This window comes from Bradyrhizobium sp. 45 (assembly GCF_023073155.1).
Classification (GTDB): Bacteria; Pseudomonadota; Alphaproteobacteria; order Rhizobiales; family Xanthobacteraceae; genus Bradyrhizobium; species Bradyrhizobium canariense_D.
Genome location: NZ_JADPIX010000154.1, coordinates 330,074 through 354,466, shown reverse-complemented (window position 1 = coordinate 354,466; position 24,393 = coordinate 330,074). Strand labels below are relative to the sequence as shown.

At 64.6% G+C, this 24,393-nt stretch carries 24 protein-coding genes; 17 read left to right on the top strand and 7 right to left on the bottom strand.

Annotated features, from left to right (window positions below):
- Positions 1–213: 213 nt before the first annotated feature.
- The 10 genes from lptF (at position 214) to IVB42_RS38795 (ending at position 10,548) form a co-directional block, all read left to right on the top strand.
- Complete coding sequence (lptF, locus tag IVB42_RS38840; RefSeq protein WP_247396279.1) at positions 214–1,383, top strand: LPS export ABC transporter permease LptF; 1,170 nt, start codon at positions 214–216, stop codon at positions 1,381–1,383.
- Positions 1,380–2,477 (top strand): LPS export ABC transporter permease LptG, encoded by a 1,098-nt coding sequence (lptG, locus tag IVB42_RS38835; RefSeq protein ID WP_018459094.1) that lies wholly within the window; start codon positions 1,380–1,382, stop codon positions 2,475–2,477. The genes lptF and lptG overlap by 4 nt, the downstream gene beginning before the upstream one ends.
- On the top strand, positions 2,477–4,966 hold the full coding sequence (locus IVB42_RS38830; RefSeq protein WP_026233733.1) for an LPS-assembly protein LptD: 2,490 nt from the start codon (positions 2,477–2,479) through the stop codon (positions 4,964–4,966). The genes lptG and IVB42_RS38830 overlap by 1 nt, the downstream gene beginning before the upstream one ends.
- Before the next feature lie 69 nt (positions 4,967–5,035).
- Positions 5,036–5,962, top strand: a complete 927-nt coding sequence (locus IVB42_RS38825) for a SurA N- domain family protein (protein WP_026233734.1) — start codon at positions 5,036–5,038, stop codon at positions 5,960–5,962.
- Positions 5,962–6,978 (top strand): 4-hydroxythreonine-4-phosphate dehydrogenase PdxA, encoded by a 1,017-nt coding sequence (gene pdxA, locus IVB42_RS38820; protein ID WP_085352922.1) that lies wholly within the window; start codon positions 5,962–5,964, stop codon positions 6,976–6,978. Before IVB42_RS38825 ends, pdxA begins: the two co-directional genes overlap by 1 nt.
- On the top strand, positions 6,975–7,835 hold the full coding sequence (gene rsmA, locus IVB42_RS38815; RefSeq protein ID WP_018459098.1) for a 16S rRNA (adenine(1518)-N(6)/adenine(1519)-N(6))-dimethyltransferase RsmA: 861 nt from the start codon (positions 6,975–6,977) through the stop codon (positions 7,833–7,835). The genes pdxA and rsmA overlap by 4 nt, the downstream gene beginning before the upstream one ends.
- 16 nt (positions 7,836–7,851) lie before the next feature.
- On the top strand, positions 7,852–8,910 hold the full coding sequence (locus IVB42_RS38810; RefSeq protein WP_247396281.1) for an alcohol dehydrogenase: 1,059 nt from the start codon (positions 7,852–7,854) through the stop codon (positions 8,908–8,910).
- 90 nt (positions 8,911–9,000) lie between these two features.
- Positions 9,001–9,162, top strand: a complete 162-nt coding sequence (locus IVB42_RS38805; protein ID WP_018459100.1) for a Flp family type IVb pilin — start codon at positions 9,001–9,003, stop codon at positions 9,160–9,162.
- A 71-nt stretch (positions 9,163–9,233) separates the two neighbouring features.
- A complete protein-coding gene (locus tag IVB42_RS38800; protein ID WP_018459101.1) occupies positions 9,234–9,470 on the top strand; it encodes a hypothetical protein in 237 nt (78 codons plus the stop codon).
- A gap of 361 nt (positions 9,471–9,831) precedes the next feature.
- Positions 9,832–10,548 carry a Crp/Fnr family transcriptional regulator gene (locus IVB42_RS38795; RefSeq protein WP_247391398.1) on the top strand — a complete coding sequence of 239 codons (717 nt, stop codon included), beginning with the start codon at positions 9,832–9,834 and terminating at the stop codon, positions 10,546–10,548.
- A 9-nt stretch (positions 10,549–10,557) separates the two neighbouring features.
- Here the strand turns inward: IVB42_RS38795 and IVB42_RS38790 are convergent, their stop codons facing one another.
- Positions 10,558–11,295: a Crp/Fnr family transcriptional regulator gene (locus IVB42_RS38790; protein WP_018459103.1), complete on the bottom strand. Its 738-nt coding sequence runs from the start codon at positions 11,293–11,295 to the stop codon at positions 10,558–10,560.
- 158 nt (positions 11,296–11,453) lie between these two features.
- On the opposite strand from IVB42_RS38790, the gene IVB42_RS38785 reads away from it, so the two are divergent.
- Positions 11,454–11,693 carry a hypothetical protein gene (locus IVB42_RS38785; protein ID WP_247396285.1) on the top strand — a complete coding sequence of 80 codons (240 nt, stop codon included), beginning with the start codon at positions 11,454–11,456 and terminating at the stop codon, positions 11,691–11,693.
- Between the two features lie 17 nt (positions 11,694–11,710).
- Entirely contained in the window at positions 11,711–12,412 is a 702-nt protein-coding gene (locus IVB42_RS38780; RefSeq protein WP_247396287.1) for a Crp/Fnr family transcriptional regulator, read from the top strand.
- A gap of 63 nt (positions 12,413–12,475) precedes the next feature.
- Here the strand turns inward: IVB42_RS38780 and IVB42_RS38775 are convergent, their stop codons facing one another.
- Both IVB42_RS38775 and IVB42_RS38770 read right to left on the bottom strand, forming a co-directional pair.
- Complete coding sequence (locus IVB42_RS38775) at positions 12,476–13,090, bottom strand: cupin (protein WP_247396288.1); 615 nt, start codon at positions 13,088–13,090, stop codon at positions 12,476–12,478.
- A gap of 238 nt (positions 13,091–13,328) precedes the next feature.
- Positions 13,329–14,297 (bottom strand): LysR family transcriptional regulator, encoded by a 969-nt coding sequence (locus IVB42_RS38770; protein WP_247396291.1) that lies wholly within the window; start codon positions 14,295–14,297, stop codon positions 13,329–13,331.
- Positions 14,298–14,410: 113 nt separating this feature from the next.
- Here IVB42_RS38770 and IVB42_RS38765 point away from each other — a divergent pair, with 113 nt between their 5' ends.
- From IVB42_RS38765 to IVB42_RS38745, 5 genes are all read left to right on the top strand, one after another.
- Positions 14,411–15,391: a tripartite tricarboxylate transporter substrate-binding protein gene (locus tag IVB42_RS38765; protein WP_247368398.1), complete on the top strand. Its 981-nt coding sequence runs from the start codon at positions 14,411–14,413 to the stop codon at positions 15,389–15,391.
- Positions 15,391–16,002 (top strand): protocatechuate 3,4-dioxygenase, encoded by a 612-nt coding sequence (locus tag IVB42_RS38760; RefSeq protein ID WP_247338059.1) that lies wholly within the window; start codon positions 15,391–15,393, stop codon positions 16,000–16,002. The genes IVB42_RS38765 and IVB42_RS38760 overlap by 1 nt, the downstream gene beginning before the upstream one ends.
- Before the next feature lie 791 nt (positions 16,003–16,793).
- The gene (locus tag IVB42_RS38755; RefSeq protein WP_247396294.1) at positions 16,794–18,140 is read left to right on the top strand and encodes a caspase family protein; all 1,347 of its coding nucleotides are present in this window, start codon (positions 16,794–16,796) and stop codon (positions 18,138–18,140) included.
- Between the two features lie 28 nt (positions 18,141–18,168).
- Positions 18,169–18,657, top strand: a complete 489-nt coding sequence (locus tag IVB42_RS38750) for a hypothetical protein (protein ID WP_204510992.1) — start codon at positions 18,169–18,171, stop codon at positions 18,655–18,657.
- Between the two features lie 150 nt (positions 18,658–18,807).
- Entirely contained in the window at positions 18,808–20,019 is a 1,212-nt protein-coding gene (locus IVB42_RS38745) for a hypothetical protein (protein ID WP_247396296.1), read from the top strand.
- Here IVB42_RS38745 and gmk read toward each other — a convergent pair.
- The 4 genes from gmk to fabF form a co-directional block, all read right to left on the bottom strand.
- Positions 19,952–20,611 carry a guanylate kinase gene (gene gmk, locus IVB42_RS38740; protein ID WP_018459113.1) on the bottom strand — a complete coding sequence of 220 codons (660 nt, stop codon included), beginning with the start codon at positions 20,609–20,611 and terminating at the stop codon, positions 19,952–19,954. The two genes, IVB42_RS38745 and gmk, sit on opposite strands and share 68 nt — an antisense overlap.
- 3 nt (positions 20,612–20,614) lie before the next feature.
- The gene (locus IVB42_RS38735) at positions 20,615–21,502 is read right to left on the bottom strand and encodes a YicC/YloC family endoribonuclease (protein WP_247396299.1); all 888 of its coding nucleotides are present in this window, start codon (positions 21,500–21,502) and stop codon (positions 20,615–20,617) included.
- A gap of 118 nt (positions 21,503–21,620) precedes the next feature.
- Positions 21,621–22,895, bottom strand: a complete 1,275-nt coding sequence (gene mltG / locus IVB42_RS38730) for an endolytic transglycosylase MltG (protein ID WP_204510990.1) — start codon at positions 22,893–22,895, stop codon at positions 21,621–21,623.
- Positions 22,896–23,020: 125 nt separating this feature from the next.
- Positions 23,021–24,286: a beta-ketoacyl-ACP synthase II gene (fabF, locus tag IVB42_RS38725; protein ID WP_026233736.1), complete on the bottom strand. Its 1,266-nt coding sequence runs from the start codon at positions 24,284–24,286 to the stop codon at positions 23,021–23,023.
- Positions 24,287–24,393 lie beyond the last annotated feature (107 nt).

Genomic DNA, 24,393 nt, shown 5'->3' with positions numbered 1-24,393 from the left:
CGTGGCCGAGGGGCCACAACGAGGGAAATATTAACCATATATTGAGGGTGCCACGGGGCAGCCATTTTGTTGACGGATCAAAGGGATGGTACTGAGAGAGTAAGCCGGCGGATGAGATGGTTGGCCGACCTTGGGGATCCCCTTGCGGGGATTGGTTGGACAGCCGGAATTCCGGCCGGCATTGGGGACTTGGTGGGATTCGTGCGGTAGCGCATGGGGTCAATCGATAGGTATATCTTCCGCACGACGCTCGCGTCGTTTGCGCTGGTCCTGGTCAGCCTCACGGGCGTGATCTGGATTACGCAGGCGTTGCGCGGCATTGACCTGATGACGAGCCAGGGTCAGACCATCCTGACCTTCCTCGGGATCACCAGCCTCGTCGTGCCCGCGCTGGTCCTGATTATCTCGCCGATCGCGCTGATGATCGCGATCTCGCATACGCTGAACAAGCTCGCGACCGATTCCGAGATCATCGTGATGAATGCCGCCGGCTTCTCGCCGTTCCGGCTGTTCTATCCGTTCTTCTACGCCACCTGCGTGGTGGCGCTGCTGGTCGCCTTCATCGCGGCCTATCTCGCTCCCGACGGCATGCGGCGGATCAAGCAGTGGGACGCCGAGATCACCGCCGACGTGCTCACCAACATCCTGCAGCCCGGCCGCTTCGCCCAGCTCGACAAGAACCTGACGATCCGGATTCGCGAACGCCAGCCCGGCGGCATCCTCGCCGGCATCTTCATCGACGACCGCCGCGATCCGAACGAGCGGGTCTCGATCGTCGCCGAGCACGGCGAAGTCGTGAAGAACGAGACCGGATCGTTCCTGGTGCTGGAGACTGGCAATCTCCAGCGTTTCGAGGCCGGCAAGCGCGATCCCGCGCTGGTGGCGTTCGGCCGCTACGGCTTCGACATGTCCAAGTTCTCGGGCCAGGGCCGCGACGTCACCCTCGGCATCCGCGAGCGTTATCTCTGGGAGTTGCTCTCGCCGTCCGAGGACGATCCCGTCTACAAGCAGATTCCCGGCCAGTTCCGCTCGGCCCTGCATGACAGCCTGCTGGCGCCGATCTATCCCTTCGCCTTTGCCGTGCTGACCTTTGCGTTTCTGGGTGCGCCTCGCACCACGCGCCAGAGCCGCAATTTCTCGATCGGCTCCTCGATCCTTGCCGTGTTCGGCCTGCGCATGGCCGGCTTCGCCTGCTCGGTGATGGCGGTGAAATCGCCGGGCGCGGTGCTGGTCCAATATGCCATGGTCGTTGGTGCCATCGGCGTCGGGCTGGCGATCATCATTGGCGGCCTTGTGGTCGAACCGCCGCCGCGCCTCATGGAGGCCATCAACAGGTCGAACGCGCGGATCGCGCGGCTGTTCGGACGGCCGGCCACCGCATGAGCATGCTCACCAACACACTCGGGCGCTATTTCGCCGGCCGTTTCGTGGTCGCGGCGCTCGGCGTGTTCGCCGGCATTTTCCTGCTGCTGGTGCTGGTCGATTACATCGAGATGGTGCGCAAGACCTCAGGGCTCGCATCCGCCTCCGCAGTCATGGTGGCCGAGACCTCGCTGTTCCGCGTGCCGCAGCTTTTGGAGAAGCTGACGCCGTTCTGCATGCTGATCGGCGCCATGACCTGCTATCTCGCCCTCTCCCGCCGGCTCGAGCTCGTCGTCGCGCGCGCCGCCGGCGTCTCCGCATGGCAATTCATCTCGCCGGCGCTCGGCAGCGCGCTCCTGATCGGCGTGATCGCCACCGTCGCCTACAATCCGATGTCGGCCAATCTGCGCGAGCTGTCCAAGCGCATGGAAGCCGAGCTGTTCGGCTCGGCGCCCGGCGGCGGCATTCAGGACGCCTCCGGCTTCTGGCTCAACCAGAAGACCAGCGACGGCGAGACGATCATCAATGCGGCGCGCAGCGAGCAGCAGGGTATCCGGCTCACCGGACTCACGCTGTTCCGGTTTGACACAGAGCAGCACTTCAAGGAACGGGTCGAGGCGCGCGAGGCGACGCTCGAGGCCGGCCGTTGGCTGTTCAAGGGCGTCCGCCGCTTCTCGCTGGATTCGCCGCCGGTCGATCAGGCCAGCCTGGAGATTCCGACCACGCTGACCGAGGCCCAGGTCCGCAACAGCTTTTCCACACCCGAGACTGTGTCCTTTTGGCAACTACCGAGCTACATCCGCTCATCCGAAAGCTCGGGCTTCGCGACAGCCGGATACCGACTCCAGTATCAGAAGCTTCTGGCACAGCCGTTTTTGCTTGCAGCCATGGTGATGCTCGCGGCCTCCGTGTCGTTGCGCTTCTTCCGGATGGGCGGCGTGCAGAAGATGGTTTTGAGTGGCGTGGGCGCAGGCTTTCTGCTCTACGTTCTGTCGAAAGTGACTGAAGATTTGAGCAAGGCTGAGTTGATGCATCCGATCGCTGCGGCGTGGTTGCCCGTGGTGGTGGGCGGCCTCACCGGCTTTTTGGCCTTGCTGTATCAGGAGGACGGATAGTGACGGCCGTCCACCGAGGGCCCGTGTCTCGTTTGACGCGGCGCACATTGGTGCGCGCGAACGGGTGTGGCTTGTCCATTCGCAGATTCCTGCTTGCTGTCGCCGCCGTGGCATCGCTCGGTGGCGTGATGGACGTTGCCGCCGTGACGCCGGCCTCCGCCCAGAGCTTCACCTACAATCCGCTGCCGCCGCGTGCGAAGCCGCCGAAGGCCGTCAACGACAACCAGATGCTGGTTCAGGCGACCGAGGTCGATTACGACTACAACAATTCGCGCGTCTCCGCGGTCGGTAACGTCCAGCTGTTCTACAACGGCACCAGCGTCGAGGCCGACAAGGTCATCTACGACCAGAAGACCAAGCGGCTCCATGCCGAAGGCAACATCCGTATGACGGATGCCGACGGCAAGATCACCTATGCCGAGATCCTGGACCTGTCCGACGACTACCGTGACGGCTTCGTCGATTCGCTGCGCGTTGATACGGCCGACCAGACCCGCATGGCGGCGAGCCGCTCCGATCGCTCCAGCGGCAACTACACGGTGTTCGAGAACGGCGTCTACACGGCCTGCGCGCCGTGCAAGGACGATCCGAAGAAGCCGCCGCTCTGGCAGGTCAAGGGTGCGCGCATCATCCACGACCAGCAGGAGAAGATGCTGTATTTCGAGACGGCGCAGCTCGAATTCTTCGGCGTGCCGATCGCCTATATGCCCTATTTCTCGACGCCCGACCCGACCGTGAAGCGCAAGACCGGCTTCCTGATGCCGGGCTTCACGTCGAATACGCCGTTCGGCTACGGCGTCGAGGTTCCGTTCTACTGGGCGATCGCGCCCGACATGGACGCCACCTTCAACCCGCGCATCACGTCCAGGCAGGGCGTGCTGTTCCAGGCCGAATTTCGCCAGCGCCTGATGGACGGCGCCTATCAGATCCGCGTCTACGGCATCGACCAGCTCGATCGGAGCGCGCTCGCTGGCCAGCCCGGCGACAAGCAGTTCCGCGGCGCCGTCGACACCAAGGGTCAGTTCGCGCTGAACGACAAATGGGTCTGGGGTTGGGACGGTGTCCTGATGTCCGACTATTATTTCTTCTCGGACTATCGGTTGTCGCAATATCGCGATCCGCTGGGCTCGTTCCTGTATCTGCCGACGGATGCACTCTCGCAGCTTTACCTGACCGGTGTCGGCAATCGCAGCTTCTTCGACGCGCGCACGATGTACTGGCTGAGTTACTCGGGCAACCAGAACCAGGTGCCGGTCGTCTACCCCGTGATCGACTACTCGAACGTGCTGAACTATCCAGTCTTCGGCGGCGAGTTCAGCTACAAGACCAATTTCGTGAACCTGTCGCGTGACACCGCGGTGTTCGATCCGATCACGACGCTCGCCAACACCAACAGCCTGTGCACGACGGTGTCGGCCGATCCGCTCGCGCGTACGCCGTCGCAGTGCCTGCTGCGCGGCTTCCCGGGTACCTACACCCGCCTGACGGCGGAAGCGCAGTGGCGCAAGTCCTTCACCGATCCGTTCGGTGAAATCTGGACGCCGTTCGCCATTCTCCGCGCCGACGCGATCAACTCCTCGGTCTCCAACCAGCCGGGCGTGTCGAACTATTTGCCCGTCGGCGATACCCAGGCGCTCCGCCTGATGCCGACCGTGGGCCTCGAATACCGCTACCCCTTCATCAACGTTCAGCCCTGGGGTTCGACCACCATCGAGCCGATCGCGCAGATCATCATCCGGCCGAACGAGACCTATGCCGGCAAGCTCCCCAACGAGGACGCGCAGAGCATGGTGTTCGACGCCTCGAACCTGTTCAGCGTCGACAAGTTCTCCGGCTACGACCGTGTCGAGGGCGGCGGCCGCGCCAATGTCGGCGTGCAGTCCACCACGCAGTTCGACAGGGGCGGAGCCATCAAGACGCTGTTCGGCCAGTCCTACCAGCTGTTCGGCATGAACTCCTTCGCGGTCCAGGACTCCATCAATACCGGCGTGGATTCCGGCCTGCAAAGGCCGCGCTCCGACTATGTGGCGAGCGCCGCCTATTCGCCCAACAGCACCTATACGTTCAGCGTTCGCTCGCGCATGGACGAGCAGACCTGGAACGTGCAGCGCTTCGAGGCGGAAGGCCGCGCCAACTTCAACCGCTGGTCAGTCAGCATGCTGTACGGCAATTACGCGGCGCAGCCGGAACTCGGCTATCTAACCCGCCGCGAGGGCATCCTGACGTCAGGCTCGATCAAGCTCGCGGCCAATTGGGTGGTCACGGGCTCGGCGCGCTGGGACCTTGAGGCCAACAAGATCAACCAGTATGTGCTCGGTGCCGGCTACGTCGACGATTGTTTTGTGCTCGGCTTGAACTATGTAACTGCGTATAGCTATTCCGCAGGCTCGACCCCGCCCGTGCTGAACCACGCGATCATGTTCCAGATCGGCCTGCGCACGCTGGCGAACACAGCGACCACCAGCAGTTCCGGCGGCGGACTCCAGTGAACGGTTTGAAGGTGCCGGCCGCGTGTTCCCGATCGCAGGTTCACCTCGGCTGACATGCGAGCGACAAATATGACGATCCCATTGCCTGTCTTCCGCCTCTTCCTCATCCTCGCCGCCCTGCTGCTGGCCGGCGCGCCGTTGCGTGCGCAGAACATCGTCTTGATGGTCAACGGCGATCCCATCACCGACTTCGACATCGAGCAGCGCTCCAAGCTCGACCAGCTGACGACGCAGAAGACACCGGCCCGCCAGGACGTCATCAACGAGCTGATCGACGACCGGGTGAAGATGAAGGAAGGCAAGAAATATGGTGTCGACCCCGGCGTCTCCGACATCAACCAGTCCTACGAGGGCATGGCGCAGCGCATGCGCATCTCGCCGGACCAGCTCACCAAGTCGCTCGAGGTCAAGGGCGTCCGCCCCGAAACCCTGAAGAGCCGCATGAAGGCCGAGATGGTCTGGACCAGCCTCGTGCGCGGCCGCTTCAAGGAGAAGCTGCTGGTCGGCGAGAAGGACGTCGCGCAGGCCGTGCAGGCCCAGACCGGCGACAAGCTGCAGATCGAGGGCACCGAATACAAGATGCAGCCGATCGTGCTGATCGTGCCACGGGGCTCGTCGCCGGCGTTCCTGGAGACACGGCATAAGGAAGCCGAGCAGTATCGCTCGCGCGTCGGAAGCTGCGAAGAAGCCAATTCGCTGTTCCGCTCCACGCCGAACGCCACCATCCGCGACGTCGTCACCAAGACCACCGCTGAATTACCCGAGGCGCTGCGTAAGGTGCTCGACGACACGCCGATCGGCCACCTGACCGCGCCCGAGACGACCAAGGCAGGCATCGAGATGGTGGTGCTGTGCTCGCGCAAGCCGACCATGATCGACACGCCGAAGAAGCGCGAGGTCCGCGAGAAGATGTATCAGGAGAAGTACGAGAAGACCCAGAAGACCTATCTCGAGGAGCTCCGCAAGGCGGCGATGATCGAGTATCGCAACCGCTGATGGCCAAGCAGCCTGCCAAGCCCCTCGCCCTGACGCTGGGAGAGCCTGCCGGCATCGGCCCCGACATCACCATCGCAGCCTGGCTCAAGCGCCGCGAACTGGACCTGCCCGCCTTCTATCTGCTCGGCGACGAGGCGCTGATCGCCCGCCGCGCCAAGGCGCTCGGCGCTGCCGTCAGGATCGCTTCGGTGACCACCGGCGAGGCCGAGGCCGCCTTCCCCGAGGCCCTGCCCGTGGTTGCGTCCGGCGAGCCCGCGAGCGCCGCGCCCGGCAAGCCCGACGCATCGAGCGCGCCGGCCGCGCTCGCCTCGATCCGCCAGGCGGTCACGGATGTCCGCGAGGGCCGCGCCGGCGCCGTTGTCACCAATCCGATTGCCAAGAGCGTGCTCTATCGTGCCGGCTTCCGCCATCCCGGCCATACCGAATTCCTCGCAGAGCTCGCCGCGGAAGACGGCCCCACGCCGCAGCCGGTGATGATGCTGTGGTCGCCGCGGCTCGCCGTAGTGCCCGTGACCATCCACGTCTCCTTGCGCGATGCACTGGCCCAGCTCACCAGCGAGCTGATCGTCTCGACCGTGCGCATCGTCGCGACCGAACTCAAATCCCGCTTCGGCATCGCGAATCCGCGCATCGCGATTTCCGGCCTCAATCCGCACGCGGGCGAGGACGGCTCGCTCGGCCACGAGGAGCAGACCGTGATCGCGCCGGCGATCAAGACGTTGCGGGGCGACGGTATCGAGGCGAAGGGACCGCTCCCCGCCGACACCATGTTCCACGAAGCCGCGCGAAACAGCTATGACTGCGCCGTCTGCATGTACCACGACCAGGCGCTGATCCCGATCAAGACTGTGGCCTTCGATGACGCGGTCAACGTCACGCTCGGACTGCCCTTCATCCGCACCTCGCCCGACCACGGCACCGCCTTCGACATCGCCGGCACCGGCAAGGCCAATCCGGCAAGCCTGATCGCCGCGTTGAGGCTTGCGAGCCGGATGGCGGCTGCGAAAACCCGATGAGCACGATCGATGACCTCCCGCCGCTTCGCGAGGTCATTCGCCAGCACGCCTTGTCGGCGCGCAAATCGCTCGGCCAGAACTTCCTCCTCGACCTCAATCTCACCGCGCGCATCGCGCGTGCGGCGGCTCCACTCGAGGATTCCACCATCATCGAGATCGGCCCCGGCCCGGGCGGGCTGACGCGCGCCCTGCTCGCGCTCGGCGCCAGACGCGTCATCGCCATCGAGCATGACGAGCGCGCGATCCCTGCCTTGCAGGATATTGCTGCGCGCTATCCCGGCCGTCTCGAGATCGTCCATGGCGACGCCATGACCTTCGACCCGCGCCCGCTGCTATCAGGCGAAAGAGCAAAAATCGTCGCCAACCTGCCCTACAACATCGCGACCCACCTCCTCGTCGGCTGGCTCACCACCGAACCCTGGCCGCCCTGGTACGAAATGATGGTCCTGATGTTCCAGCGCGAGGTCGGCGAGCGCATCGTGGCGCGCGAGGACGAAGAGGCCTTCGGCCGACTCGGCGTGCTCGCCAATTGGCGCTGCGAGACCAAGATCCTGTTCGACATCGCGCCGTCCGCCTTCGTGCCGCCGCCGAAGGTTACGTCTTCCGTTGTGCGACTGATCCCGCGCGAAACGCCTCTCGCCTGCGATCGCAAGCTGCTCGAACAGGTCGCGGCCGCCGCCTTCGGCCAGCGCCGCAAGATGCTGCGGCAAAGCCTGAAGGCGCTCGGCGCCGATCCCGCGCGGCTCGCCGCAGCTGCCGGCGTCGATGCGACGCGGCGCGCGGAGACCGTTCCGATTTCCGGCTTTGTTGCCATGGCCCGTGAATTGGCCAATATACGCAGCGAAACAGAGAGATAATTTCGGAGGAAGAAATATGGCGTTGATGCGTCGGCAGTCCCTCGTCAAGTTCGATGCGCCGCTGTGCGAGACCATCGTCGAGACGCCGAAGCCGCAAGGTCGAGAGGTGCTGGTGCGGATCGAGCGTTGCGGCCTCTGCCACTCCGATCTGCACATCCAGGACGGCTACGCCGATCTCGGCGGCGGCAAGAAGCTCGACACCACGCGCGGCATGACGCTGCCCTTCACGCTCGGCCACGAGATCGCGGGCGTGGTCGAGGAAGTCGGCCCCGAGGTATTCGCCGGTCTCGTCGGCAGCAAGAAGGCGGTGTTTCCGTGGATCGGTTGCGGCCAGTGTCGCGACTGCGCCAATGGCGACGAGAATCTCTGCGCCAGACAGCGCTTTCTCGGCGTCTCCATCGACGGCGGCTTCGCTACCCACGTGCTGGTGCCCGACGCGAAATATCTGCTCGACTACGATCCCCTGCCCGTCAACCAGGCCGCGACGCTGATGTGCTCCGGCGTCACCGCCTACGGCGCGCTCAAGCGCCTGGTCGACGGGCCGCGCCAGCGCAACCTCCTGCTGATCGGCCTCGGCGGTGTCGGCATGATGGGCCTTTCCTTCGCGGCGGCCATGTTCAAGCAGCCGATCACGGTCGCCGACCTCAGCGGTGCCGCGCGCGAAACCGCGCTGAAGAACGGCGCGGCGGTGGCCTACGATCCGGCCGAGCCCGACGTGGTCAAGCGCATCCTCAAGGAAACCGATGGCGGCTTCGACGAGATCGTCGACTTCGCGGGCAACGAGAAGTCCATGGCTTTCGCGGTCGCCGTCGCCGCGCGCGGCGGCAAGATCGTGGTCTCCGGCCTGATGGGGGGGCAGTTCACGTTGCCGATGGTGCAATGGGTCTACAAGCGCATGACCATCGAGGGCTTCATGGTCGGCACACTCACCGAGGCTCACGAGCTGATGGCGCTCGCCCGCGCCGGCAAGATCAAGCCGACGCCGATGCGCGAGGAGCCGATGGCCGACGTCCAAACATGGATCGACGAGCTTCGCGCCGGCAAGGTCGTCGGCCGCATCGTGCTCAAGAACTAGAAACTGACGCAGACCCGTGTTCCAAATTGGGGAACCCGCTCTCTGCAGAATACGGTCCTCGCCAGCTCTCTTTTTGGATTTCTGGCAACCATGCAGACGATCCGCCGCTTCCTCGCCGACGAGTCCGGCGCCACAGCGATCGAGTACGGCCTGATCGCCGCCGGCATTGCGCTTGCGATCATCGCCGTCGTCAACAATCTCGGCGCGACGCTGAACAAGAAGTTCACCTCGATCGGCAGCTCGCTGAAGTAGCGGGCACGCGCGCCAATTCAAAGCATTCGTCTGTCCCGCGGAACGGCAACGGCCGCGCCGCGTTGGCAGCCATGTCCATTCGCTGCACCGTCGAGAACGCATTCTTCATCGCCTGGAGTTTCCTGGAGCAGAGCGGAGAGCTCGGCTCCCCGGACGAGACGGCGAACGTCCTGCTCGACGCCATTGAGGCCCAGCTCAGGACCGGCGAGCGCCGGCAACTGATGCTCGCCAACAGGGCGATCGATGCCTATCGCGCCCACGCGGAAAAAGGCCGGCCCGCGCACGATTGCGAAGCACGCTTCGGGTGACGAACTTCGGGTGATGAACATCCCGGCCGCCCTCGGGCCCGCCGGCCCGGCGGCGTTGAGGTATAGGCCGGCGGTCCGTCGGGCAGAGCGCACGGGCTGCGGCGCTCCGCGACGAGCGCGCTACGCTGGAGCCGCGCCCCTGCTGTGTGCACTCCTGCACAGAGCTCGCAATGTTGAAGGCCGCTGGGTTCGGCTGCGCCATTGCCTCGTCCCATGCCTCGCCAAAACTTTCTGGAATTCCGCAAGCCGGAGGCCATTTTTCAACGGCTGAAAAACGCCTTGTGTGCACTTTGGAACCGTCGGCTCCGTCACGGAAACGTAGGGTTCTGGCCGGTGCCGATTCCCGGCCAGAGCAAGACATGTGACCGGTCGGCCCCAGAACGATCTTCTCCAGCAGCTCAGCCGCCCGGATTTCGAACTGCTCGCGCCGCACCTCCAGCCGGTCGAACTCGAGGCGGGCCACATCCTTTATCATGCCGGCGACGAGGTGGCGGCGGTCCATTTTCCCTGCCGCTCCACGCTCGTGTCGTTCGCCGTGCCGGTCGAGGACGATCGCGAGGTCGAAAGCCTGCTGGTCGGGCGCGAGGGCGCGGTGAGCATTGCCGCCGGCCGCAGCGCCTCGCTGGCCTATTCGCGCATCGTCGTGAAGCTGGGCGGCACCCTGCTGCGGCTGCCGCCGCGCGTGCTCGAGCAGGCCCAGCAGAGGTCGGCCACGCTTCTGCAAATCTTCTCTCGCTACGCCGACTGCCAGTTCGCGCAGCTGCTCCAGACCGCGGCCTGCAATGCCGCGCATTCGATCGAGCAGCGCGCCGCCAAGTGGATCATCTCCGCGCAGGAGCACGTCGGCGGCCCCGAGATCCCCCTCACCCATGAGCAGCTGGCCGGCATGCTCGGCGTGTCCCGCAGCTATGCCAGCCGCGTCATCCAGATGTTCAAGGCCAGGCGGATCCTCGCGACACGCCGCGGCGCCATCCTGATCCTAGATGCGCCGGCGCTCGAAGCCAGAGCCTGCTCCTGCAACGACTGGGTGAAGAAGCACTTTGACGAGGTGATGGGACGCACGGCCGCGGACGGTTAGCTTTAGGTCTCACGCATGCGGCGGCGATTGGCGCTTCAAGTGCAGATAGGTCGGACTGAAGCCTCCGAGCCGCTGCAATTCGCGCCATTTCATGACGATGAGCTCGCCGTCGTGCATGTCCATGGTCCCGCTCCGCCTGAGGTCGGCGAGCGTCCGGTTCACCGTCGCGATCGCCATACCCAAGGTCTCGCCGAGCTGCGCCAGGCTGAGCGGCAGGCGGCAGCGATTGCCGCGGACGAGCTGCGCTGCGCGGGCGCGGTAGAACAGCTCGCAGAACAGGTGTGCCATGCGTGCGTGCATCGGCCGGGCGCTGTTGTTGGTGATGGCCTCGCGAAAGATCGCGGCATCGAGCAGGGTCTCGCGCCAAACCGACAGTGCGAAGGTCGGCCGTCGCCGGAAGGCAATGAACAATTCGCGATGCGGGATGAAGGCCACCGAGGCAGGCCCGAGGGCGCAGAGGCCATGGTCCATCTGGTCGATGAACAAGCCCTGGGAGTCCGGCAGGTCGCCGGACAGATGGAACGCGAGGTATTGCCGCCGGCCGCTGTCGAGCAAATGGTAGCGCGCGATCATGCCGGAGACGACCAGCGCCGAATGCTCGGGTTCGTCACCTTGACGGATGAAATCCTCGTTCGGCGCGAACTCGCGCTGCACAAAGGTCAGCCCGCGAATTTCGGCGACATCCTCCTGGGCGAGCGCGGTGTGCTCGCCCAAGTTCCGGATCAGCACGTCATGCGCTTTTTCCATGTGTCCCGCCAAAAATCCTGCCGGTTCGATCAAATGATACATCTGGCCCGTATCCAGCGGACTAGAACGCGGGTCGGAAGCACAGGTTGCTACCGGTCTTCGACATTACTTAGTCGCAGCCCACCGTCCCTCGATCGCTGACTGCGCCCGCCATTCGCATGAGCTCTACGACGATCCTGAAGCGCATTCGCCACCTGTTCGCATCGGAGTCGGGCGAGCACCTGGACAGTATCAGCGCTGCCTTCCAGCGAGGCGCGCTGAAGGAGCCGGCGCGGCCGATGTCGGATCAGGAGCTTGCGCGCGCCATCCGCGAGTTCCAGGCGGTTCCCGTGTCCGATTGGACCATCGCCAAACTCTCACGATGCCTGCTCGAGCCGGCGATGCCGGGTGACGACTGAAACACCTCCTCCTCTCCATGCCGCACCCCAAGTTCATCGCACATCTCCAGGCGATTGAAGGCCTCTCCGACGACGAACGCCGCCAGATCGCGGCTCTGCCGTCCACGCTGCGCCAGGTCTCCGACGGCGAGACCCTGCTGCGCCAGGGTGAAGATACCTCTCGCTGCGTTTTCGTCGTCAGCGGCTTCCTCTATCAGGCGCGCATCGTCGGCGATCGCAGCCAGATCCTCGCCTTCCACGTTCCCGGCGACATGCCGTGCCTCCACACGCTGCTGGTCTCGCCGATGGATGCGGACCTCGTCGGTCTTGGCCCTTCCCTCGTCGGCTACGTCGCACACAGCCAACTCAAGCAGCTGCTCGACGGCTCCATTCACCTGACCTGCGCGTTCTGGCGCGAGACGCTGATCGATGCGGCGATCTCGCGACAATGGATCGCGCGCCTCGGCGCACAGGCGGCACTGCCGAAGGTGGCCCATCTGATCTGCGAGCTCGCCGCAAGGCTGGAGGTCGTGGGCCTCGTCAAGAACGGCCGCTTCCAGATGCCGATGACGCAGCGGCACGTCGCCGATGCCTGCGGACTGTCGATCGTCCACGTCAATCGCACCATCCAGGAGCTGAGAGGGCGCCGATTGATTGCCTGGGAGGGAAGCGAGATCGAGCTGTTGCAACCCGACGAGCTCCGCGCGCTCGCGGATTTCACGCCGGATTATCTGACCTGACAAAGACGGGCGGCGTTCCAACGAACGACATTCGAACCGGCACAGCAAAAGCGATCCCCCGCCTCACGATCGCGATGGCTTTATCCGCCATGATTTGAGCAACGGGCCGCCGGCACCCAGCACGGGATCGGTCTTCGGCTTGCGGACCTTGGCGACGCGTTTGCTGGCGTCAGGACGCTCTCGCGTGTCGGTGCACTCGTCATACGTCCCCTCCTGCGGATACGCTCCGACGACCAGGAAGTCCCGGCTGGACTCGATCAGTCGGTGTCCGGTGCCTGCGGGAAGGACCAGAACATCTCCGGCCTTCACGCTCAGGATTCGCCCCTTGATCCCGCCGCACTCGATCCTGGCCGTGCCGCGTGCCACGCCCATCACTTCGTGGATCTGCGAATGATAGTGGACAAAGTCATAAACCGTATCGCGCCAAGAGCGGCCCCAGCCGTGACGATCGAACAGCGTGTCGATGATGACCTCTGGAGCAAAACGCCGGGTCTTCAGGTTCACCCCGCCGCGATAGAGCAAGACGGGAAAATGCGGGTTATTCGGCACGATGCCATCGTCCTGGAAACGGATGGCTGTCGGCTTCCGAGCCCGCACGAGCGCCCGCAGCGTTGCCGCGTCGGGGTGATCCTCAACGAACTTCTTGGCGAGATTTTTGATCTGGTCCTTGATCGGCATGGCGTCTCCTCAGCCGCAATTAAACGACGGCCTGAAGGATAAGTTTCCCGAGGTGATCCGGTTGGACCGCCATCTCCTCGGCGTCATTTCCGGCGAAGACAAGCATTCCAGAAATCGTTCCGCGGCAGCACTCCGGAATGCTCGCTGCGCTCGCCCGGCCACCGCCTTACCCCGGGGTAGCCGACGATGGCCGCGTAGGAGCGGAACGACGCGATGTGAAGCAGAAGAACAATCAGTTTCAATTTCTCCGATTTGGCGAGGCGTTTCGCTTACCTGCGAGCGGCTTTGCGACCTCCCGGGCGCACTCGACGAGCAGCCGCTGAGCAGGGTTTGGCGTTCTGCCCTTCATCGCAATGATCCCGATCGGCCACATCTGAATAGGCATTTCCACCGGTAAAACCTTCATCGACAGCCGCTTCGCGCTGAAGTGCAACATCGATGCCGGAAGGAAACTCAGGAATCGTTCCGACGAGAGCAACGCCGACTGCATAAGGATCGAATACACGGTTACGCTGGCACGTGGCACCTCCAGCCCGGAGGCGTGAAATGCGTTGGCAATCCAGCCGCCCGGAAAGCTTTCGCGCGGCGGCAGGCACCAACGCTCGTTGACCAGCTCGTCGAGGCGGATCTTGCGCCGCCCCACCCACGGACTGTGCAAGCCTGCGACAACGACACCGCTTTCGTGCAACAGCACTTCGACATCGGTATCGGCAGCCGGTGTCGGGCTCGGCAGGCGCCCTATCATGAGGTCGATGTCGTGATTGCGCAGATGACGATCCTGAAGCTCCGGCGGTTCGCCCTCGATGATGTGAAGCGCGAGCCTCGGATATTGCCGGGATAGCCGGTCAATGATGGCGGGCAGTAGTCCGGCCATCACGGGCTCGGTGCTGCCAATGCGCAATTCACCCACCGCGGGATCAGCGAGCGATTGCAGCTCGTCGACGCCACTCCGCAAATCGTTGCACAAAGCAATGCTGCGCTTGAGCAAGGCCTTGCCGTAAAGCGTGGGCTCAACGCCGAGCCGGCTGCGCTCCAGAAGCGGAAGGCCGATCGTTTGCTCCAGGCTTGCGATCATCTTGGATATGACAGGCTGAGAAATTGCCAGGTGCTCGGCCGCCTTCGCCATGCTCCCGTATTCCACGACGGCGATAAACACGTTCAGTTGCCGCAGCTTGATCCGACGGCTGATCTGGGATGCATCGAGCATGCGACCCTTTCCGAAATGGAATAGAACTATCGAGAAATAGAACTTTTCTTATATAGGTCCGCGGGACAAGCTGCAATTCGCGTTACCCTCCACCGCCAAGGATTGGAGCAGCCATGTCGAACATTCACGTACCCCGTCGCACCTTCCTGCTCGGAAGCCTCGCGGGATTGTTGCTGCCCGGCAAGGTCGCCGCGCAGCCTTATCCGTCCAATCTCATACGTGTTGTCGTCCCTGCCGGCGCGGGGACACCGCCCGACATCATCAGCCGCATGATCGCCGACGAGCTCGCGGCCAATGAAGGCTGGCGACTTGTGGTGGAAGATCGCCCCGGTGCGCTGCAGACCATTGCCATGAACGACGTGAGCGGTCGTCCGGCGGACGGCTATACACTGCTGACCATGAGCCTTCCGATGACGGTCACCCCGGCCCTGCTTCCGAAGGCGGAGACACGGGCGGATGTGGATTTCGATCCGGTGATCAAGATATCGAAATCCTACACCGTGCTCGTTACAACGCCTTCCTTGCCGGTCGACTCGTTAGCCGGTCTGGTGGCGTTGCTCAAGAGCAAGCCAGGGAAGCTCAACTTCTCTTCCGCGGGCTTCGGCACCCCCTCGCACCTGATCGGCGAAATGTTTGCATTGCAGGCGGGCGTGCGCGCCACCCACGTGCCCTACCAGCAGTTTTCCCAAGCAATCACCGATCTGATCAGCGGCAACGTCCAATACATGTTTGTCACCACGCTTCCGGTTATTGACCTCATTGCGACCGGCAAGTTGCGAGCGCTTGCCGTCACCGCCCCCACCAGGATTGCTGCCCTGGGAGACATTCCCACTGTGATCGAGGCAGGCTTTCCCGATCTGGTGACAGCCGATTGGATCGGCTTTGCAGCGAAGCGTGGAACGGCTGCGGAAGTAACGTCGCAGCTCAACAAGGCAATTAACAAGGTACTTCTCGAGCCGAAGATCCGCGCTTCGCTCGACAAGATAGGAGCCGTAGCCGTGGGTGGCACCGCCGCAGAATTTGGTGAGGGAATCCGGAGTGACATCGCCCACTGGGGCAAGGTCGTCAAGGATGCGGATATCAAGCTGCCTTGATGAGCCAGACCCCATCCAAAGCCCAGACGAGTGGCCGCGATGCAGCAGCATTGGCGATCACGCCGCCGCAGATTGTCGGCCCGTTCTACCCGGTCTCGGAGCACCCCGATCTGGCAACCGATCTGGCACGTCCAAGCGGCAGCACCGCTGAGGCGCTGGGCCAGCTCATCCATCTCAGCGGACGCGTGCTCACGCGTTCGGGAGCGCCGGTGCCGCATGCACGCATTGACATCTGGCAAGCCAACGCGGCGGGGAAATATCGTCATCCGAGTGATATCAATCCGGCGCCGCTCGATCCCAATTTCAAAGGCTTCGCGCGTCTCACAACGGATGCGGCCGGGCACTACAGCTTTCGTACCGTCAAACCGGGCCGCTATCCGACAGCAGAGGGCGACGTCAGGCCGCCGCACATTCATCTCACCGTTGAGGGGCGGTTCGATTGCCTGGTGACCCAGTTGTATTTCGCTGGCGAAGAAGAAAACGTGACCGACCGCTGGCTCAATGCGGCCCCGCATCCGGAAAGGTTAATCGTTACTCTGCAAAATTCGCCATCACGCCTTGAGAGGCATGCGTTGGTCGCGCATTTCGACATTGTTCTTGCCAGCGGATGACAAGCGTTTCAGGTGGCTCCAAGCCCGATTTGGGTCGTTCGCCACCGGCGCTGACGCGTCGGGCAAAACACCCCCGTCAAGGCCTCCGCGCAAAAATATTTCGCTTTTCCGAATTTCGGATTTGTGGCATACGCCCGTCATCCTGGCCCTGCCAAAGGGGCGTTCGCGACCGTCACGACATGCGGGCCGGGTGGCGGTGGACGCGGCAGCGACGGCGCGGGCGGCGTGACGACAGGGCGGGCAACCGTGAGTCCTCGCGCGACGCGTACGACACGGCGCTGGAGAGCGGGCTTGTCGGTCATCGGGGGTGAGCACACGCAAGCCCTCGATGATTTCGGCCGGACCGTCCGCGGACGGAGAAGTCGTGTGGTCCTGACGCCCGGGGTCTGTGCGTCAAGCCTCGCGGTGATGTGGCGGCCCGACCGGGCGCGCGCATCAGCGATCGGCCAGGCGACGGGGGCAATAGTGCATCGCTCCCCGGGGAGTGCACGAAGGACACCGTTAAAACCATCCGCGCAGGGAAGGCCGGGCGATCGGCCACCCTATCGGTCCACCCCGTGTGCATTCCTGTAGCGCACGGACCAACGGGTGCCGCCGGCGCCCGGCCTTCCCTGCGCCCTTTGGCCTCCAGTTGGGCGATGAACGGCAGCAAGGTTCGGGCAGAATCTGCCGCGGGAACGCGCAAGCGTGCGCCCTCCCCGGCGCGACCGGCCAACGCTGTACACACTGTCGCACCGCTTTTCGCCCGCGCCTCGAGCTGGTAGAATGGCGATATTGTTTGGGGAATTTTGATGCGCGCGAGGATTTTCAATCGCGTCCCGGGGCTGGCGATGCTGGTCGCAGCCCTGCTCGTCGTCGCAACGCACCCGGCATCGGCCGAGAAGCGCATCGCGCTCGTGGTCGGCAACTCCGCCTACAAGAACATCACGCCGCTCGACAATCCATCCAAGGACGCGAGCCTGATGGCGGACACGCTTGGCCTGCTCGGCTTTACGCTGGTCGGAGGCCGCGCCCAACTCGATCTTGACAAGGGCGCGATGGATCTGGCGGTGCAGAGCTTTGGCCGGCAGGTGCAGGGCGCCGACGTCGCGCTGTTCTATTATGCCGGCCACGGCGTGCAGGTCTCGGGCGCCAACTATCTCGTGCCGGTCGGCGCCAATCCGACCCGCGAGGCCGACGTCGACTTCCAGATGACCGATGTCAACCTCGTGCTGCGCCAGATGCAGGGATCGGGCACGCGCCTCAACCTCGTGATCCTGGACGCCTGCCGCAACAACCCCTTCGGCTCACGCGGCCTGCGCGCCTCCGATGGCGGCCTCGCGCAGATGCGCGCGCCCGAGGGCACGCTGATCTCCTACGCAACCCAACCCGGCAACGTCGCCCAGGACGGCAGCGACGGCCACAGCCCCTACACCAAGGCCTTGGCCGCGACGGTCCGGACCGCGGGCCTCGACGTGTTCCAGACCTTCAACCAGGTCGGCCTCGCGGTGAAGCGCGCCACGTCCGGCGCGCAGCAGCCCTGGGTGTCGTCCTCGCCGATCGACGGCACCTTCTATTTCGTCGCCCCCACGCAAACCGCGCCGCCGCAGGTCGCAGCGATGCAGCCCGATCCGCTGCCGGCGGATCGGCTGCGCGCCGATCCAGACCGCGTCCCGTTGCGCGATGCCGCCCTGCTGAGCGAACTCAGCGAGCGGCTCTACGAGCTCAATTTCGATCCTGACAGCCCTGATGGACTGACCCGCGCGATCACGAAACTCCAGCAGCGGATTTCCATGGCGCCGACGGGCGAAGCCACCGAAGGCCTGCTGTTGCGGATGCGCAAGATGGAGGACCTGAAGCCATGGGGCTCGATCGTCTACGGCCCCGACGGCAGCAAATGGGGCATCTCCTGGAACCACGCCTCGCGGCGCGCGGCGGTGGCGGATGCGCGCGGCAATTGCGCCGGCGCCAAATGTCCGATCGAGCTGTCTTTCTATGGCAACCGCTGCGGCGCGTTCGCGATCTCCGACAAATCCTGGTCGCTGGTCCAGCGCGACAGCGTGCGGCGCGCGAAAGATGCCGCGCTTGACGAATGCGGCAAGGCTGGCAAAGCTTGCCGCATTATCGGTTCCGTCTGTGCCGACGGCTCCGGCCGCTGATACGATTTTTCATTCTGGATTTTTACTCATGCGCGCCATCATCCCTGCGATTGCCCTGACCGTCTTCCTGTCCGCCGTCGGCGCTCCACCGTCCGCCGTTGCGCAGTCCGGCAGCGCCGGCGGCTCGATCGGCAATGACGAGAAATCGCTGTCCGGCTCGCGGTCGGATCGTTCCGCCGAGCCGGCCCCCTCGGCGCGTCGCAGCAAGCCCGCCGAGGAGCCGCGCAGCTCCTCGCGACGCGGTGGTGGAGGCGGTGGCGGGAGTTTCGACGGTGCCTGGATGGTCGTCAGCGTCGGCTGCGGCGGCACCACGTCCGGCGCGGTCGTGGTCTCCTCGGGCAAGGTCATAGGCCAAGGCGTCACGGGTACCGTCAGCGCGAGCGGCGCGGTCAGCACGTTCGGTCAAGGTGATGGCGTGACCTTTACCGGCTCGGGCCGCCTCGCTGCCCGCAGCGGCTCCGGTTCCTTCCGCCGCTCGGACGGCTGCGGCGGAACCTGGACTTCGACCAAGCAATAGCAGCGAAAAAGTCTGGTTTCGCGGGGGAACGAACGCCGCGCAAGCCCGATTCAGGCCACATCCTCTCCGGATTTGCGGCTCATTGCCACCCAAGTCTTTGACGACAAAGGGAAGGTAACGAGTTGCGTCATGCGTAATCGGGAGACCAGGATGGGCAACCGCACCGCAAAATTCTTATCTGCCCTCGTAGGCAGCATCATTGCCGGCGCGCCACTTGCCGCCGTGTCGCAGAATGCATCGACGCCACCGAGCACGGCAAATGCCGCGAGCGACTGCCTTGGCTCGCCAAAGGGCGCCGCGCCGCAGGGCCAGCATTGGCATTATCGCCTCGAGCGCGCGACCAAGCGGCAGTGCTGGTATCTGCGCGCCGAAGGCGGCAAGGCCACCCAAACCGCACAGACTGCGCCCGATACGCCTGCAGCGGATTCAGCCGTGCCGCAGCAGCACTCGGTCCAGGACGCGCGCGCCGAATATCTGACGCCGCAGAGCATCGCCGCCGTGAAGACGCCTGCACAGGCGGGACCGGCCCCGACGCAGCAAGCTGCGAACCCCTCCGCTGACGCCAACGCACAGCAGCCCGCCGTCGCCGGGCGCTGGCCCGACGCCTCCACGGCGTCCGCCGCGCCCACAGAGCAGCCGTCGCCTGCACCTGTCGCGGCCGCCGCGCAGCCGACCGCGAAGCCGGCGAAGTCCCCTGCTCCGATGGCTCTGGCCGCAGCAGACAGCACCGCCGACAAGCAGACCGGCTCGCTCCAGATGCTGCTGCTCGTGATCGGCGGCGCGCTGGCGCTTGCCGGCATCCTCGCCAGCGTCATCTACCGCTTCGCCGGTGGAGGCATGCGCGTCCGGGCCGCCGACCAGCGCCGCGTCAACTGGGACAATTTTGAGCCGCACGATCACGACGATGGCCGTGCACCCTGGCTCAACGCTGCGCCCGCCGGCGCGCCGCACGCTTGGCAGCCCCGCCCGGTGGATTTCGATGCCCTGCGTCCGCAGTCAACCCAGCTCAAGACCGCGCAGCTCGCCGCGATCGATCGCGAGATCGATGTGATCGACGAGCTCGCCCCGCAAGCGCAAGACCAGGTCCACGTCGAGGCCGCAGAGCTCGACGAGGCCGATATCTTCAACGGAGAACTCCAGATCGAGGCCGCACCGCAGCTCGCGGCCAACGACGTGAATGACGAAGAGCCGGCCGGCCATGACGACGCGGGAGTCGAGAACGCCATCGACATCGACGTGATCACGACGATGCTGGAACGGTTGGCGAAGGACGGGCCGCGGCTGACGCAGCCTACTAGCCTTGAAGTTGACCTTGCAGACCTCGCACGAAGCCCACGAGGCCGGTCTGCCGCTCGCGCTTGAGGCGTTCGGCCTTCAGGATCGACTGCACCTCGGCGAAGGCCTCGTCAACGTCGTGGTTGATGACGATGTAGTCGTACTCAGCCCAGTGGCTCATCTCGTGGCTGGCGCGACTCATGCGCTTGCGGATCACCTCGTCGGAATCCTGCGCGCGCGAATGCAGCCGCTTCTCGAGATCGGCAGCCGAGGGCGGCAGGATGAACACGCTGACGACGTCGGCGCGCGCCTTCTCTCGGAGCTGCTGCGTGCCCTGCCAGTCGATGTCGAACAGCACGTCCTGCCCGGCTGACAGCGCCGCCTCGACCGGCGCACGCGGCGTGCCGTAACTGTTGTCGAACACGGTCGCCCATTCCAGCAGCTGGTCGGCTTTCACCATCGCGCCGAAGGTAGCCTTGTCGACGAACGAATAATCCCTGCCGTCGACCTCGCCCGGCCGCATCGCCCGCGTGGTCGCCGACACCGACATTCGAAGGCCGGGCATACGGTCGATCAACATGCGCGACAGCGTCGTCTTGCCCGCACCCGACGGCGAGGACAGCACGAACATCAATCCGCGCCGCTCGACACCATCAGTTCCGTGACCGCCAATCGTCATCGATCACTCCAGATTCTGGACCTGCTCGCGGAACTGCTCGACCACGTTCTTCATGGCGAGCCCCGTATTGGTCAGCTCGATGTCGTTCGACTTCGAGCAGCAGGTGTTGACTTCGCGGTGAAACTCCTGCGCCAGGAAGTCGAGCTTGCGCCCGACCGGACCGCCCTTGCCGATCAGCTCGCGCGCCTGCGCGATGTGCGAGGCGATCCGATCGAGCTCCTCGCGGATGTCGGCCCTGGTCGCAATCAGGATCGCTTCCTGCATCAGGCGGTCGGAATCAAAACGGTCGGAGGTGTCGAGGAGGCTCGCGATCTGCTCGGCGAGCCTGGCCTTGATCGCCTCGGGCTTGCGACCGGGCGCGGCCTCCGCCTTCTTCGCCAGCTGCTCGACCTCGTCGACGCGCTGGATCAGGATCTGCCCGAGCGAGGTCCCCTCACGCTTGCGCATCTCGACGAGTTCGGCGAGCGCCTTGTCGAAGGCATCCGCGGCGGCGGCGCGCGCGGCCTTGTCCTCCTCCTCGTCGCCCTCGGGCTCGGCGACCTCAATGACCCCCTTGATGGCCAAAAGCCCGTCGACGCTCGGCGCGACCGCATCGACCTTGCCGGCGATCACGGCGGCGGCCTTGAGGACGGCGTTGAGCACGTCCTCGTTGACGCGGACGCTGGTGGCTGCATTTGCCCGCTTGACGGTCAGATTGGCGTAGACGGTGCCTCGTGAGAGCAGCTCGGCGGCGCGCTTCTTGGCATGAGCCTCGAGCTCGTCGAACCCCTGCGGCAGCCGCACCCGCAAGTCAAAGCCCTTGGCATTGACCGACTTCAATTCCCATTCGAACGTATACGGCCCACTCGCGCCGTGGCTTCGGGCAAAGCCGGTCATGGACGACAACGCCATCAGGTCAATTTCTCCAGAAGCACGGGATTCGCGCGGCCATCAAGCCACGCGAATCTTAAGACTATTTTGCAGGAAAATGTAATCCGCAAAGTCCCGCGGGGCAGGTCTACGCGCAGGCCTAGCGCTGCACCACCGGGGGCGAGGCCTGCACCGCGCCTTGTCGGGCCGGCGGCGGACCCGCGGGGCGAGCGGCCGGCGGCTTCTTCTGCTGGTTGGGGCGTGCCGGCGTCGTCGCCGTCGGCGTATCGGCGGCGCCGGGCGCGGCGCCGGCCGGCGGCTGCGCGTCCTCGGCCGGCTCGACCGTGTCGTTCTGGATCTGCTTTTCCATGGCGCGCAGCTTGGCGACGTTCTTCTGGTGCGCGTCGTAGGTCTCGGTAAAGGAATGCCCGCCGGTACCATCCGCGACGAAATAGAGGTCGCGGGTACGGGCCGGGTTGGCGGCAGCCTCGAGCGAGGCGCGGCCGGGGTTGGAGATCGGGCCCGGCGGCAGGCCCTCGATGACATAGGTGTTGTAGGGCGAAGGCTGCGTGATCTCGCTGCGCTTGATCGGACGGCCGAGCGTGCCCTTGCCGCCGACGAGGCCATAGATGATCGTGGGATCGGACTGCAGCTTGATCCTCTGCTTCAGGCGATTGACGAACACCGCGGCGACACGGCTGCGCTCGTCAGGCTTGCCGGTCTCTTTCTCGACGATCGAGGCCAGCGTCACCAGTTGCTCCGGACTCTTGACCGGAATGTCCTGATTGCGGCGCTCCCAGATCTCGGTCAGCACGCGCTTGTGCGCCTGCTGCATGCGCTGGATCACCTGATCGCGCGGGGTGCCGCGCGGGAACTTGTAGGTCTCGGGCAGCAGCGTGCCTTCGCGCGGCAGCTCACGCACGCTGCCGGTGAAGATGTCGTTGTCGGACAGGCGCGCCACGATCTGCTCGGAGGTGAGGCCCTCCGGAATCGTCACGGCATGCTGCACCACCTTGCCCTCGACGATTGTGGCAATGACGTCGCGCAAGGACGCGTTCTTCTGGAACGAGTATTCACCGGGCTTGAGGTCCGAGCTCGCCTTCAACGCAGCGACGCTGGCAATGAACGCCCACGGATTGACGTCGGTCACGCCTTCCCGGTTCAGCGTCTCGGCGATGTCGCGCTTGCCGGCGCGCTGCGGGATATTGACGATCTTGTCTTCCTTCAGCGGTCCCGGCGCCTCGAGCACCTGCCGGCCGTAATAGTACACGCCGCCCGCACCGATCATTGCAATCAGCAGCAGGGTGATGATGGCGTTGCCGACGATCACGAACGGATTGCGCGCGCGGTCCGATCGCTTCGGCGGCGGCGGGACCTGCTCGGGCTCGAGCGCTGCCCGCGGGCTCCGGGGCGAAATGGGCGGCCTTTCACTCATCGAAGCAACCTGAATCCTGCCGGTTCAAATGCGACCCGACAATCGCTTGTCTGGCCAAGTACACGCGCCCACTTGTATGACTATCGCCGAATACGGCAAAACGGTGGATTCGTCGCAAACACAAACTATTGGACCGGACGCCGGAAGATCACCGACGCGTTGGTACCGCCAAAACCGAAAGAATTCGACAACGCGACGTTGACCTCGCGCTTCTTCGCCTTGTGCGGCACGAGATCGATCGCAGTCTCGACCGATGGATTGTCCAAGTTGATGGTCGGTGGCACGACATTATCGCGAATCGCGAGAATGGCGAAGATCGCCTCGATCGCGCCAGCCGCACCCAGAAGGTGACCGGTCGACGATTTGGTCGAGGACATCGCGACCTTGGAAGCGGCATTGCCGAGCAGACGTTCGACCGCACCGAGCTCGATCTCGTCACCGAGCGGTGTCGAGGTGCCGTGCGCATTGATGTAGTCGAGATCGGACGCGGTGAGGCCGGCGCGCTTGAGCGCTGCCGCCATGCTGCGGAAGCCACCGTCGCCGTCGGGTGACGGCGAGGTGATGTGGTAGGCATCGCCCGAGAGACCGTAGCCGATCACCTCGGCATAGATCTTCGCGCCGCGGCGCTCGGCGTGTTCGAGCTCTTCCAGGACCAGAACGCCGGCGCCCTCGCCCATCACGAAGCCGTCCCGGTCCTTGTCGTAGGGACGCGAGGCCTTCTCAGGCGTTTCGTTGAAGGCTGTCGAGAGCGCACGCGCGGCGTTGAAGCCGGCAATGCCGATGCGGCCGATCGGCGATTCCGCGCCGCCCGCAACCATGACGTCGGCATCGCCGAGCGCGATCAGGCGGGCGGCATCGCCGACCGCGTGAGCGCCGGTCGAGCAGGCCGTGACCACCGAATGGTTCGGCCCCTTCAGCCCATGCTTGATCGAGACATAACCGGAGGCGAGATTGATCAGGCGGCCCGGAATGAAGAACGGCGAGACCCGGCGCGGCCCGCGTTCCTTCAGCAGGACCGCAGTCTCGGCGATACCGTTGAGGCCGCCGATGCCGGATCCAATCATGGTGCCGGTGGCGCATTTATCCTCTTCGGTCTCGGGATGCCAGTTGGCATCGTCGAGCGCCTGGCCGGCTGCGGCCATGCCGAAGATGATGAAGTCGTCGACCTTGCGCTGGTCCTTCGGCTCCATCCAGATGTCGGGATTGAAAGTGTCGTTGGTGCCGTCGCCGCGCACGACCGTGCAGCCGATCTTGGTCTGAAGATCGGAGACATCGAAGCTCTCGATTTTGCGTGCGCCGCTTTCGCCGTCGAGGATGCGCTTCCAGGTCGGCTCGACTCCGCAGCCGAGTGGCGAAACCATGCCAAGACCCGTAACGACAACCCGCCTCATGTCCGAAAACTCCGCATCGAAAGATTCACGGCCAATAACAAGAAACCGGCTGACCGCTGTTGGGCGGTCCGTCCGGTTTCAATGTTGTCCCCGCGAAAATGAAGAGC